Below are 12,378 nucleotides of genomic sequence, written 5' to 3' on the forward strand. Positions count from 1 at the left end.
CACGGCCATGGTCCCCGCCGCCCCGCCGGACCGCCCGCCCCGCTCCGGGGAGGGCGCGCCGAGGACGTCCACGCCCCTGCGGGCCGGGGGCCGCGACGTCGGCCGGTACGTGCACCGCCCGGTCCTGCCCGGCCGGATGTCCCCGCGGCCCTACCTGCATCCGCTGACCACCCTCGGCGGGGTGCCCGTCACCGGCTTCCTGCCGGCCGACCACCCGCACCACCTCGGGGCGGGCGTCGCCGTGCCGGACGTGGCGGGACGCAACTTCTGGGGCGGCCCCACCTTCGTCCGCGGGCGCGGGTACGTCGAGCGCGACGACCACGGGGTGCAGGAACCCGTGCGCGGCCCGGAGGACGGCCCGTACGGCTTCACCGAGGAGCTGTCCTGGCGCGCCGACGGCACCGAACTGCTCCGTGAGCGGCGCACGGTGGCGGTCCGCGCCCTCGGCGAGGACTGCTGGGCGCTCGACCTCGCCTTCACCCTGACCAACCCGGGACCGCGCCCGGTGTCCCTCGGCAGCCCCGCCACCAGCGGCCGCCCCGGCGCCGGGTACGGCGGCTTCTTCTGGCGGGCGCCCCGCGGTCCCGGCCGGGCGGCGGTGTTCACGGCGGACGCCGAGGGCGAGGAGGCGGTGCACGGGCGCACCGCCGACTGGCTGGCCCTGACCGGCGGACGGTGGACGCTGGTCTTCGCCGGTGCGACCGAGGAGACCCGGCGCGACCCCTGGTTCGTCCGTGTCGCGGACTACCCGGGCGTCGGTTCCGCGCTGGCCTGGGCGGAGCGGCTGCCGGTCCCGCCGGGGGGCGCCGTGACGCGGCTGGTCCGCACCGCGGTCGTCGACGGACGGCCCGGCCGTAGGGAGGCGGCGGCCCTGGCCCGCCGTCTCGCTGAGTGAGCGGTCAGACCGCCGGTGCGGGCCGGGCCGGCTCCCGCCGGCCCTCGTACCAGAGCGCGGCGCCCGTCACGAGGGCGCCGAGTCCCTCCCACACCCCCACGCCGAGGAACCCGGACGGTGCCCGGCCGATGACCACGGCCGTGGTGAAGACCGCGAAGGTCAGCAGGCGGAAGGGCACGGTCCAGCGGAAGAAGGCACGCCAGTCGGCGAGCGCGGCCAGCACGTAGTAGACGCCCATGTTGAGCGCGGCCATGGAGGAGGCCGTGAGGAAGACCAGGGTGTAGTCACCGCTCGTGCGGGCGTCCGGCCGGTGGAGGCCGAGCAGGGACAGCTGGACGGCAGGCGAGACGATCCCGACGATGCCGAGCGCGGCGGCGAGCAGACCGAAGACGGCCATGGTCCAGCCGGAAAGGGAGCGGGGGCGGCGCACCGGTCCTCCAAGTCCTGGGACGGGCAACGTTGCGGCGCCCCAACTCCCCTGATCCTAGGGGATGTTGGGGACCGTCCCTGCCGCACGGGATCCGTCGCCGGGGCCGTCGGCCGGCGTGCGGCCCGGGTGCGTCACAGGCGGCGCGTGGCCAGCGTGAGACGGTCGCGCGCGTCGAAGAGCGCGTCCTTGATCAGCTGCTCGTGCGCCGGGGTCAGCCGGGCCACCGGCACCGAGCAGCTGATGGCATCCCGGGAGGGCGTCCGGTAGGGGACCGCGACGCCGAAGCAGCGCAGGCCGAGGGTGTTCTCCTCGCGGTCCACCGCGTAGCCCTGCTCGCGGATCTGGTGCAGCTCGGCGATCAGCTTCTCGCGGTCGGTGTGGGTGTGCTCGGTCAGCGGCTCCAGCGTCTCCGGCAGCAGTTTGCGGACCTGCTCGTCGGTGTACGTGGCCAGCAGCGCCTTGCCGAGCGACGTCGAGTGGGCCGGCAGCCGCCGTCCGACGCGCGTGAACGGCCGGAGATAGTGCGAGGACTGGCGGGTCGCCAGGTACACCACGCTCGTTCCGTCCAGCCGCGCCAGGTGGATGGTCTCGCTGGTGTCGTCCGAGAGCCGGTCCAGGGTCGGGCGTGCCGCGGCGACGACCTCGTCGCCGTCGATGTACGAGGTGCCGACCAGCAGGGCGCGCACCCCGATGCCGTAGCGCGTCCCGGTGGCGTCGGTCTCGATCCAGCCGAGCTCCACGAGCGTGCGCAGCAGCATGTACAGACTGGACTTGGGGTAGCCGACGGCCTCCTGCACGGCGGCGAGGCTGTGCATACCGGGCTTGCCGGCGAAGAACTCCAGCAGCTCCACCGTCCGCACCGCGGACTTGACCTGCGCGCCGCCCTCACCTGCAGCCATCTGGACCGGACCCCTCTTGTTCGGCCGGGACCCGCGCAAGTAGGCTCCCGAACAGATTCACAGTTGCGGATGCTGTTCAGTATATCGAACGGAAGGCCTGGAGGTACCCGCGGTGGCCGTACCAGTGTGGAGCGTCGATCCCCGGACGGGGAAGCAGCGGGAACAGGTCGCCGTCGAGGCCACGGCCGAGGAGGTCGACGCCGTGGTGCGCGCCGCGGCCGCCGCGGCCCCGGCACTGGCCGACCGCGTGGTCAGGGCGCGCCTGCTGCGCACCGCAGCCGACTTCCTGGAGGAGGCCGGCCCCCGCATCCTGGAGGCCGCGGACGCCGAGACCGCCCTCGGGCCGGCCCGGCTCACCGGCGAACTCGGCCGCACCGCCTACCAGTTGCGTGCCTTCGCCGACATCGTCGACGAGGGCGCCTACCTCGACGTCATCATCGACCACGCCGACCCCGCGCTCACCCCGCCCCGCCCCGACCTGCGGCGCTGGAAGATCCCGCTGGGCGTCGTCGCCGTCTACGCCGCCAGCAACTTCCCGCTCGCGTTCTCCGTGCCCGGCGGCGACACCGCCAGCGCCCTCGCCGCCGGCTGCCCCGTCGTCGTCAAGGCCCACCCCGACCACCCGGCCACCAGCGAACTGTGCGCGGACGCCCTGCGCCGCGCCGCCGTCGCCGTGGGCCTGCCCGCCGCCGTCGTCTCCGTGGTCCACGGCTTTCAGGCCGGCATCGACCTCGTCACCCACCCCCTGGTCTCCGCCGCCGGCTTCACCGGCTCCGTACGCGGCGGACGCGCCCTCTTCGACGCGGCCGCCGCCCGGCCCGTGCCGATCCCGTTCCACGGCGAACTGGGCAGCCTCAACCCCGTCGTCGTCACGGAGGCCGCGGCCGAGGAGCGCGCCGAGCAGATCGGCACGGGCCTCGCCGGGGCGATGACACTCGGCGTCGGCCAGTTCTGCGTCAAGCCCGGCCTCGTCCTCGCCCCGCAGGGCGAGGCGGGCGACCGGCTGCTCAAGTCGCTGGCGGCGGCCGTCGGCGACGTCGCCCCCGGCACGCTGCTCGACGCGCGCATGCGGGACAACTTCATCGCGGGCGTCGGCGAGTTGACCGCACTGCCCGACGTGGAGGCCCCCGTGGAGCCCGGCGATGGCGGCGAGCGCCTGGTGCGGGCCGGCTTCGTCTCCGTCCCGGCCGCCCGGCTGGCGGAGGGCGGCGGCGCCCACGACGCGCTCCTGGAGGAGCACTTCGGGCCCGTCACGGTCATCGCGCGCTACGCGAACGCGGAGGAGGTCGAGGGCGTGCTCGGCCGGCTCCCCGGGAACCTCACGGCCACGGCGCACCTGAGCGAGGCCGAGGCGTCCGGCGACGGTGCGGAACTGCTGCGCAGGCTGACCCCCCTGGCGGGACGCGTCGTGGTCAACGGCTGGCCCACCGGCGTCGCGGTGGCGCCCGCCATGCACCACGGCGGCCCGTACCCCGCCACGACGTCGACGTCCACGTCGGTGGGCGGCACGGCGATCGAGCGGTGGCTGCGGCCGGTCGTCTACCAGGATGCGCCGGAGGGGCTGCTGCCGGTGGAGTTGCGGGACGCGAACGGGTCGGGGGTGCCGCGGCGGTTCAACGGCCGCCGCGAGCCCTGACGCTGCGCTTGCTGTTCCGGGTTTTTTCCCCGCCCGCCCGTGTGCCCTGTGAAGTCAGGGCGCCCCGACGCGCGTGTGAGGGTGGGCCGGGTGCGGGGCCTCCGGGGCTGCACGTCCTGGACTGGATATTTACGTGCATTTCCAGCACCCGATTTGTTCACCCCGGATCCCGCACACAAATATGCCGAACGTCCAGCACATCCACCCCTCCGACCCCGCCCCCTCAGTTTCGTCATGCGCCTGATCCTCGGAGGGGGTGGTGAGCGGCACCGTGCTCACGCCGCCCGTCGGCGAAGCGCCGATGCCCGCCCAGGGCACCTCACCCCTCACCCCCCACCGGGGATCAGGCGCGGGACGAGACCTGAGGGGGCGGGGGAGTTGGGGGCACCTCCCAGCGGTAGCTGGGGGAGGGTGGCGTTCTGGACACTGGAGCATATTTGGGTGCGTGATGCGGAGCGCTCAGACCGGGTACCTGAGGCACCTAAATGTGCTGTCCAGAATGGCAGCCCCGGAGGGCCCGCACCCGGCCCCCCACAACGCGCGTCGGGGTGCGTGACTTCACAGGGCACACGGGCGGGAGGGCGGGAACCCTCCCCGGGACGGGGAACCCGCCGGGACGGCGGCGCTCAGGCCGACCAGGCCGCCTCGGCCGCGGTGAGGGCGGCGGCCGGGTCCGTCGCGCCGAGGACCGTGCCGAGGGCGCGCAGGGTGCGCAGGACGGTGTCGAGGGAGGCGTCGGGGCCGTAGTGGTTGACGCGGACCATCTCCTTGGCGAGCGCGCCGCCCCCCGCCACCAGGGGCAGCGCCGGGTCGGCGGTGAGCGCGCGGGCCACCACTTCGTCCGCGGCCACGCCGTCCAGGGTGCGCAGCGTCGTGGCGACCGGCGCGGCGTCGGCGTCCCGGTGCACATAGGGCTCCAGTGCGGCGCCGAGCGCGGCGGCACCGGCCCGGGTCGCCGCGGCGGCGGCCCGGTGACGGGCGAGGACCGTGCCGAGCCCGGTTTCCTCGATGCGCTCCAGGCAGGCCTCCAGCGCGAGCATCTCCAGCTGCGCGGGCGCGTGCGGCAGCGCCCTGCGGCCGGTGTCGATCCAGCGCTCCTTCCAGTCCAGGAGCGACAGGTACGAGCGCCGGGGCGCCGCCGGGTTCTCCGCGAAACGCCGCCACGCCCGCTCGCCGACCGAGACCGCGGACACGCCGGCGGGACCGCCCATCGCCTTCTGCGCGCCGATCACGCACAGGTCCACACCCCACGCGTCGACCTCCAGCGGTTCGGCGGCCACCGAGGCCACCGCGTCCACCATGAACAGCGCGCCGTGCGCCCGGACGGCCTCGCCGATCTCCGCGACGGGGTTGGTGTTGCCGGTCGCCGCCTCCGCGTGCACCAGGGAGACGAAATCGATCTCCGGGTGCTCGGCCAGCGCCCGCGCGACATCCTCGGCGCCGGCCGCGGCGTGGAAGGGCACCTCCAGGTCGACCACCTCGGCGCCCGCGTCGCGCAGCCAGTTGCCGAAGGTCTGCCCGTACGGCCCGGTCACCACGTTGAGCGCGGTCGAGCCGGGGCGGGCGCCGGAGCGGATGCAGCCCTCCAGCGGCAGCAGCGCCTCGCCCTGCGTGATCACCACGTCGTTCCCGGTCCGCAGCAGCGCCGCGACCCGGCGCTCGATGGAGGCGAAGCGCCCGGCGGTCAGCGGGGGCAGGTCGAGGAAGGGGTGGGACACGGCGGCGCTGCTTCCTTTGTCGGTGCTGCTGGGTGCTGGTCGGTCCTGGTGGAGGGGTGTACGGCCCCGAGCGTACTCGCGGCCTCGTAGAGTGCTGGCATGGCTGATCACCAGGCGCCGCCGGCGCTCCGCATCAAGGGCCGGATCCTGACCGGGCCCACGGACGTCCGGGACGAACTGTGGGTGATCGGCGGCCGGGTGACCTACGAGCGCCCCGCCGGGATCCGCGACGTCACCACCGTGGAGGGCTGGGCGCTGCCCGGCCTGGTCGACGCGCACTGCCACGTCGGCCTGGACCAGCACGGCCCCGTGGAGCCGCACACCTCGGAGAAGCAGGCCCTCACCGACCGCGACGCCGGCACGCTGCTGATCCGCGACGCGGGTTCGCCCTCCGACACCCGCTGGATCGACGACCGCGACGACCTGCCGCGGATCATCCGCGCGGGCCGGCACATCGCGCGCACCCGGCGCTACATCCGCAACTTCGCCTGGGAGGTCGAGCCCGAGGACCTGGTCGCCCTCGTCCGCCAGGAGGCGCGGCGCGGCGACGGCTGGGTGAAGCTCGTCGGCGACTGGATCGACCGCGAGACCGGCGACCTGTCCGCCTGCTGGCCGCGCGGCGCCGTCGAGGCCGCCATCGCGGCCGCGCACGAGGAGGGGGCCCGCGTCACCGCCCACTGCTTCGCCGAGGACTCGCTGCGCGACCTGGTCGAGGCGGGCATCGACTGCGTCGAGCACGCCACCGGCCTGACCGAGGAGACCGTCCCGCTCTTCGCCGAGCACGGGGTGGCCATCGTCCCCACCCTGGTGAACATCGCGACGTTCCCGCAGCTCGCGGACGGCGGGCAGGCCAAGTTCCCGCGCTGGGCGGACCACATGCGGCGCCTGCACGCCCGTCGGTACGACACCGTCCGGGCCGCCCATGACGCCGGCATCCGGATCTTCGCCGGCACCGACGCCGGCGGCTCGCTCGCGCACGGCCTCGTCGGCGGCGAGGTCGCCGAACTGGTCGCCGCGGGGATCCCCGTGATCGACGCCCTCTCGGCCGCGACCTGGTCCGCCCGCGAGTGGCTCGGCCGCGACGGCCTCACCGAGGGCGCCTCCGCCGACCTCGTCGTCTACGACACGGACCCCCGCGCGGACGTGCGCGTCCTTGCCGCGCCCCGGCGTGTGGTGCTGCGCGGGCGCGTGGTCGGCTGATCCCGGTCGGGGGTTTACCACACTCCACCCCGTTTTGGGTGATTCTGCCCGGATCGGCGTGCCCGGCCCCCCGCGGCGTGCTGCGATCGGTTCAACCGGCCGAATCCGCACGACGGGACGGGGAGCACCATGACCAGGCAGGGACCGCAGAAATATCCGGGGGCATCGCGCAGGTACTGGTACCAGGACGACTACGGCGGGGACCTGATGGAGGTCAACGCCGTTGTGCTGCACACCACCGAGGGCAGGTCGGTGCCCTCCTACGACGAGGGCTCCAGCGCCCCCAACCTGACCGCCCAGCCGGACTTCGCCAACCAGAAGCTGGTCTGGTACCAGCACTTCGACATCGACATCTCCTCCCGCGCCCTGGTCAACCGGCCCGGCGGCGTGGAGACCAACACCCTCAACGTGTGCCAGGTGGAGCTCGTCGGCACCTGCGACCCCGAGACCCACGACGACTGGGGCAGCACGCCCGCCCATGTGTACTGGCCCAAGGCGCCGCAGTGGGCGCTGCGTGACCTCGCGCGCTTCCTCGCCTGGATGAACACCGAGCACGACGTGCCCCTGAGCGGTCCGAAGATGTGGCTGCCCTACCCCAGGTCCTACGGCAGCGCCGGCGGCCAGCGGATGACGGCACGCCAGTGGAACGCCTTCAACGGGATCTGCGGGCACCAGCACGTGCCGGAGAACTGCGTGCACCCCGACACCCCGGTGCTGCGCGCCGACGGGGGCCTGACGCGCGCGGCGGACCTGCGCGTGGGGGACCAGGTCGCCTCCTTCGACGAGGAGGGCGAGCCCAGGCTGCTGCGGCGCGGGGTGGTCACCCGCAACGTCCCCGCCAGGAAGGAGTGCTGGCGGATCACCACCTCCGCCGGCGCGGTGGTCGCGACCGCCGACCATCCCTGGCTGGTCCGGCAGCCGCACGGCGACACCTGGGCGGCGAGCCGCGAACTCACCCCGGGCAAGCACCGGATCGTCCGTGCCGGGCCGGTCGTGCCGTCCGGCTGGGAGGGCGCCGCCGTGGCCGGGGCGACCGGCGAGGCGGAGGTACTGGGCGCGGAACCGGTGGGCGAGCAGCCGATCGCCTCCCTGTCGACGTCGACCCGCACGTATGTGGCGGCGGGGCTGCTCTGCCACAACACCCACGGCGACCCCGGGGCGTTGGACTTCGCGAAGCTGCTCGAATACGCGAGGGCGCAGGTGTGACACACGGGAACGTACGTGCCTGAAGGTTCGAATACGAGGACGAAAACCACCCTTTGGAGTGAACCGACGTCAGGACGGCGCCGGTTCACTCTCTGTACGTAAATCATTACGGGGTCGAGGTCGCCCGGCGAGCGCGCTGTCCCCTTCAGCGGCGCCGTGGCGACTCCATGACCAGTTGGGGGTTTTCCACCTTGTACAGCTCTCCCTTCAGCATGCCCGCACGCCGCTCGGCTGCCTCGCTGGGGGCCGCCGTCGCGCTGGCGGCGGGCGCCATAGCGCTCGGGCCGGCGTCCCCGGCCGCGGCCACCGGGGGGTCGCACGGCGGACCCGGCAAGGCCGGTGCCGTCGTCCTGCGGACCGGCCTGGACGTGTCCCTGCTCAACAAGACCGTCGACGTACCGCTGAACCTCACGCTCAACGAGGTCCAGGCGCCCGCGAGCGCCGACAAGACCGCGCTCACCGCGACCCTCGACGGCGTCGACCACGGACGCCCGTTCAGCGTCCTGCGGGCCGATGTCGCCACCGCCCGGGCCACCGTCGACCGCCGCAAGGCGGAGGGGTACGCCAATCTCGTCAACGCGCGCGTCCATGTCCCCGGACTGCCGCTCATCGGGCTCGTCAAGGCCGACGCCATCACCTCCCGTGCCACCTGCGAGACCGGCGAACGTCCCGTCGCCGATGTCGAGATGCCGGGCTGGGTCACCGTGCTCGGCAAGCGCGTCCGGGTCTCCGCGGTCGGTCCCACCGACGTGAAGGTGGGCGGCGTCGGCGAGGTCCGGCTCGACCTCGCCGAGAAGACCGTCACCTCGCGCACGGCCGCGGCCACCGCCCTGGAACTCACCGTCTCCATCAACCCGCTCAAGCTGAACGTCGCCGACGTCAAGGGCACGGTCACGCTGGTGCAGGCCACCTGCGAGACGCCGGGCCGGGGCGGCGGCGGCCACGACGGGGAGCACGACGGCGGTCACCACGGCGGCGGTCACGGCGGCGGCAAGCCCGGTGACGATGGCGGCGACGACGGCGACGGCGACGCAAGCGCGACGCCCACGCCGCAGACCAGTGACGCGTCCGGCAAGCCCGGCACGTCGGCGCAGCCGAGCGCGACCGCCGAGCCGGTGAACGCGGCCGTGTCGCCCGGCGCCGCCCCGTCCGCCCAGGCCGCGGCCGGGGACCTCGCCGAGACCGGCAGCAGCAGCACGACGCCCTGGCTCGCGGGTGGTTCGGTGCTGCTCTTCGTCGCCGGATTCGCCGTCATCCGCATGACCCGCCGCAGGACGGCGGCCCAGAACACCCGGGACTGACGGGTCCGGGTGACCCCGGGGGCGGTTCGGGGGTCGAGGGGGGAGAGGTCCGCGGAGGGCGGCGACGGGCGGCTTGTGCCGAGTGCCCGCAGCCGCCCTCCGCGGCCGTTGTCCACAGGGGTGTACGTCCGGCGTCCCACAAAGGGTGTTGCCACTACCCTGATGAGGAGTGTCCGCGCGCCCGCCGCGGACGGGGCCGGGGGGTCTCATGTTCGGGGGACGGTACGAGATCCGGGCGCTGCTCGGGTCCGGAGGGATGGCCCGGGTCCATCTCGCGTACGACACACGCCTGGGCCGCACCGTCGCCCTCAAGACGCTGCTGCCGGAACTGGCGCGCGACCCCGAGGCCCGCCGCCGCTTCGCCCGCGAGGCGAGGGCCGCCGCCGGCCTCAACCACCCCGGCATCGTGACCGTCCACGACCAGGACGAGATCACCACGGAGGACGCGGTCGTCCCCTTCCTCGTCATGGAGCACATCGAGGGCCGGACCCTGTCCGAACTCGTCCGCGCCCAGGCCCCGATGGAGATCGAGCGGGCCGTCCGCATCACCTGCGACATCCTCGACGCCCTCGCGCACGCCCACGACCGCGGCCTGGTGCACCGGGACGTGAAGCCCTCCAACGTGCTGATCACCACCGGGGGAGCGGTCAAGGTCGCCGACTTCGGCATCGCGCGCGTCGTGCACTCCCTCACCGGCCTCACCGGCACCGGCTCCGCGATCGGCACCCCCGGCTACATGGCCCCCGAGCAGTGCGCGGGCGACGCCGTCGACGCCCGCAGCGACCTGTACGCGGTCGGCTGCATGCTCACCGAACTCCTCACCGGCGCCGTGCCGTTCGGGGGCGCCACCCCGCTCGGCGTGATGTACGCCCACGTCCACCGGACACCGCTGCCGCCCTCCGCGCGCAACCCGGCGGTGCCGCCCGCCCTGGACGCGATCGTGCTGTCCGCGCTGTCCAAGAACCCGGCGCTGCGCCCGCAGAGCGCCCGCCAGATGAAGGACCGGCTGAGCGGCTGGCTCGCCTCCCGCACCCCGCCGACCGCACCGCTCGCGCTGCCTCCGCCGCCGCGGCCGGCCCCCGTGCCGCAGCACCCCGCCTACAACCCCCCGTCGTACGGCCCCTGGGCCGCCGCCCCCGCGCCGCGCCCCGCCTGGGACTCCGGGTCGACGACGCCCCTGTCCGCTCCGCGGGTGCGGCGCCGCCGCTTCGGCGTCGTCGCCGCGGCCGGCGCCGCCGTCCTCGCCGTGCTGATCACCGTGGCCGTCGTCGTGAACCCGTTCGGCGACGACAAGAAGAAGGACCCCGACCCACCCGTCGCCCAGGACCTGATCGCCGCCCGGAAGTCCGCCAGCGGCTACAACGGGGCGCTCACCGGCGCCGTCAGCCCCTCGTCGGCCAGGGGCGGCACCCTGCGGCTGGTCTCCGCCTACGCCCCGGACTCCCTCGACCCGGCCCGCACCTACTCGCCGCTGGTGTGGAACCTGGGCCGGCTCTACCTGCGCAAGCTCGTGGACTTCGCCCCGCAGCCCGGCGCCGCGGGCACCGGCCTCGCCCCGGACCTCGCCACCTCCACCGGGCGGATCTCGGACGGCGGCCGCACGTACACGTACACCCTCAAGGAGGGCATCGCCTTCGAGGACGGCACGCCCATCACCTCCGAGGACGTCAAGTACGGCATCGAGCGCACCTTCGCGACCGACCTGTACACCAGCGGCCCCACGCACCTGCGCGACCTGCTCGACCAGGGCCAGGACTACCCGGGCCCGTACAAGGACACCGACCCGGACCGGCTCGGCCTGAAGAGCGTCGACACCCCCGACGACCGCACCATCGTCTTCCACCTCGACGCGCCCTTCGCCGACTTCCCGTACGTGCTCGCCCTGCCCATGTCGTCGCCCGTGCCCAGGGCGAAGGACACCAAGGCGGACTACGAGAAGCGGCCCGTCGCCAGCGGCCCCTACCGGATCGCCTCCTACGACGCCGCCAAGGGGCTCGAACTCGTCCGCAACGACCGGTGGGACGCGTCGACCGACTCCATACGCACCGCGCTGCCCGACACCGTCGAGCTGACGATCGTCCCCGACGCCGCGGCCGTGGACGCCGCCCTGCTCGACGGCACCGCCGACCTCGACGCCGCCCAGACCGGGGTGCAGGAGGCCGCCCGCACGAAGATCCTGGCCGACAACACCCTGAAGTCCCGCGCCGACCTCGTCACGACCGGCGCCGTGCGCTACTTCTCGCTGCAGACCGCCGTCCCGCCCTTCGACGACTACCGCTGCCGCTGGGCCGTGCAGTACGCCACCGACCGGCGCGCCCTGCGCGCCGCCCTCGGCGGCGAGGACTCCGGCGACATCGCGGGCGGCATGCTGCCGCCCACCGTCGGCGGCTACGACCGGCACCTGGACACCTACGGCACCGCGGCCGGCGGCAGCTACCCCGAGCAGGCAAAGCGCTTCCTGGGCGAGTGCGGTCGCGCCAAGGGGTTCAGCACCGTCATCGCCGCCTCCGGCAGCGATCCGCGCGCCCGCAAGGCCGCCGAGTCGCTGCGCGACCAGCTCGCCAAGATCGGCGTCAAGGCCACGGTCGAGACCCCCGACCCCGCCGACTACTACCCCGTGCTCGCCGACCAGAAGCAGCTCAAGGCCAAGGGCTGGGGCATCGCGCTGATCACCTGGCAGTCCGACTGGCCGTCCCCGGCCGGCTTCCTGCGGCCCTTGCTGCTGCCCGGCAGCCCCAGCAACTACGCGGCGCTCGACGACCGCGAGCTCAACAGCCTGATGGACGAGGCCGACGGCACGACCGACCGCAACGCCGCCGACAACCTGTGGCGGACCGTCGACTCCACCGCCCAGGACCGCGGCACCCTGCTGCCCTTCCTCTACGACCGGCGGCTCAACTACCGCTCCGCACGCCTGACCAACGCCTACGTCCACCCGGCGCTGGGCGGCGTCGACCTCCAGGCGCTCGGCGTCAGGAACTGAGCGCGACCGCCATCGCGAGTGCCACCGTGAGGCGGTCGGTGGTCTCGCGGTCGCGCACTGTCAGGCGGGGCCGGTCCCGGTCCGGGCCGGGGAGGGTGGCGCGTGGCGAA

Annotated in this window: 9 protein-coding genes; 6 read left to right on the top strand and 3 right to left on the bottom strand. The window is 74.2% G+C overall.

Features of this window, described 5'->3' with window-relative positions; all coding sequences use genetic code 11:
• Positions 1-7: 7 nt before the first annotated feature.
• Positions 8-895, top strand: a complete 888-nt coding sequence (locus tag ACIP64_RS12320; RefSeq protein WP_401584547.1) for a PmoA family protein — start codon at positions 8-10, stop codon at positions 893-895.
• A 4-nt stretch (positions 896-899) separates the two neighbouring features.
• On the opposite strand, the gene ACIP64_RS12325 is transcribed toward ACIP64_RS12320, so the two are convergent.
• Positions 900-1,292 (bottom strand): hypothetical protein, encoded by a 393-nt coding sequence (locus tag ACIP64_RS12325; RefSeq protein WP_401584767.1) that lies wholly within the window; start codon positions 1,290-1,292, stop codon positions 900-902.
• A gap of 164 nt (positions 1,293-1,456) precedes the next feature.
• Entirely contained in the window at positions 1,457-2,224 is a 768-nt protein-coding gene (locus tag ACIP64_RS12330; RefSeq protein WP_401584550.1) for an IclR family transcriptional regulator, read from the bottom strand.
• Positions 2,225-2,336: 112 nt separating this feature from the next.
• Between ACIP64_RS12330 and ACIP64_RS12335 the strand changes: the two genes are divergently transcribed.
• Positions 2,337-3,860, top strand: a complete 1,524-nt coding sequence (locus ACIP64_RS12335) for an aldehyde dehydrogenase (NADP(+)) (RefSeq protein ID WP_401584553.1) — start codon at positions 2,337-2,339, stop codon at positions 3,858-3,860.
• Between the two features lie 626 nt (positions 3,861-4,486).
• On the opposite strand, the gene ACIP64_RS12340 is transcribed toward ACIP64_RS12335, so the two are convergent.
• Positions 4,487-5,578: a pyridoxal-phosphate-dependent aminotransferase family protein gene (locus ACIP64_RS12340; protein WP_401584555.1), complete on the bottom strand. Its 1,092-nt coding sequence runs from the start codon at positions 5,576-5,578 to the stop codon at positions 4,487-4,489.
• A gap of 99 nt (positions 5,579-5,677) precedes the next feature.
• Between ACIP64_RS12340 and ACIP64_RS12345 the strand changes: the two genes are divergently transcribed.
• The 4 genes from ACIP64_RS12345 to ACIP64_RS12360 all read left to right on the top strand — a co-directional run bounded on the left by ACIP64_RS12345 (position 5,678) and on the right by ACIP64_RS12360 (position 12,268).
• On the top strand, positions 5,678-6,778 hold the full coding sequence (locus tag ACIP64_RS12345) for an amidohydrolase family protein (protein WP_401584558.1): 1,101 nt from the start codon (positions 5,678-5,680) through the stop codon (positions 6,776-6,778).
• A 129-nt stretch (positions 6,779-6,907) separates the two neighbouring features.
• Positions 6,908-7,984, top strand: coding sequence for a Hint domain-containing protein (locus ACIP64_RS12350; protein ID WP_401584561.1), 1,077 nt, complete (start codon positions 6,908-6,910; stop codon positions 7,982-7,984).
• A 212-nt stretch (positions 7,985-8,196) separates the two neighbouring features.
• Complete coding sequence (locus ACIP64_RS12355) at positions 8,197-9,285, top strand: SCO1860 family LAETG-anchored protein (protein ID WP_401584564.1); 1,089 nt, start codon at positions 8,197-8,199, stop codon at positions 9,283-9,285.
• Positions 9,286-9,493: 208 nt separating this feature from the next.
• Positions 9,494-12,268, top strand: coding sequence for an ABC transporter substrate-binding protein (locus ACIP64_RS12360; RefSeq protein WP_401584567.1), 2,775 nt, complete (start codon positions 9,494-9,496; stop codon positions 12,266-12,268).
• Positions 12,269-12,378 lie beyond the last annotated feature (110 nt).

Origin of the sequence: Streptomyces sp. NPDC088733, from assembly GCF_044751185.1 — a bacterium.
Taxonomy (GTDB): domain Bacteria; phylum Actinomycetota; class Actinomycetes; order Streptomycetales; family Streptomycetaceae; genus Actinacidiphila.

What these genes read in the sequence shown, in the direction of transcription:
- ACIP64_RS12320 (WP_401584547.1), top strand. Translation starts at nt 8, where the DNA reads ATGGTCCCCGCCGCCCCGCCGGACCGCCCGCCCCGCTCCGGGGAGGGC.
- ACIP64_RS12325 (WP_401584767.1), bottom strand. Translation starts at nt 1,292, where the DNA reads ATGGCCGTCTTCGGTCTGCTCGCCGCCGCGCTCGGCATCGTCGGGATC.
- ACIP64_RS12330 (WP_401584550.1), bottom strand. Translation starts at nt 2,224, where the DNA reads ATGGCTGCAGGTGAGGGCGGCGCGCAGGTCAAGTCCGCGGTGCGGACG.
- ACIP64_RS12345 (WP_401584558.1), top strand. Translation starts at nt 5,678, where the DNA reads ATGGCTGATCACCAGGCGCCGCCGGCGCTCCGCATCAAGGGCCGGATC.
- ACIP64_RS12350 (WP_401584561.1), top strand. Translation starts at nt 6,908, where the DNA reads ATGACCAGGCAGGGACCGCAGAAATATCCGGGGGCATCGCGCAGGTAC.
- ACIP64_RS12355 (WP_401584564.1), top strand. Translation starts at nt 8,197, where the DNA reads ATGCCCGCACGCCGCTCGGCTGCCTCGCTGGGGGCCGCCGTCGCGCTG.
- ACIP64_RS12360 (WP_401584567.1), top strand. Translation starts at nt 9,494, where the DNA reads ATGTTCGGGGGACGGTACGAGATCCGGGCGCTGCTCGGGTCCGGAGGG.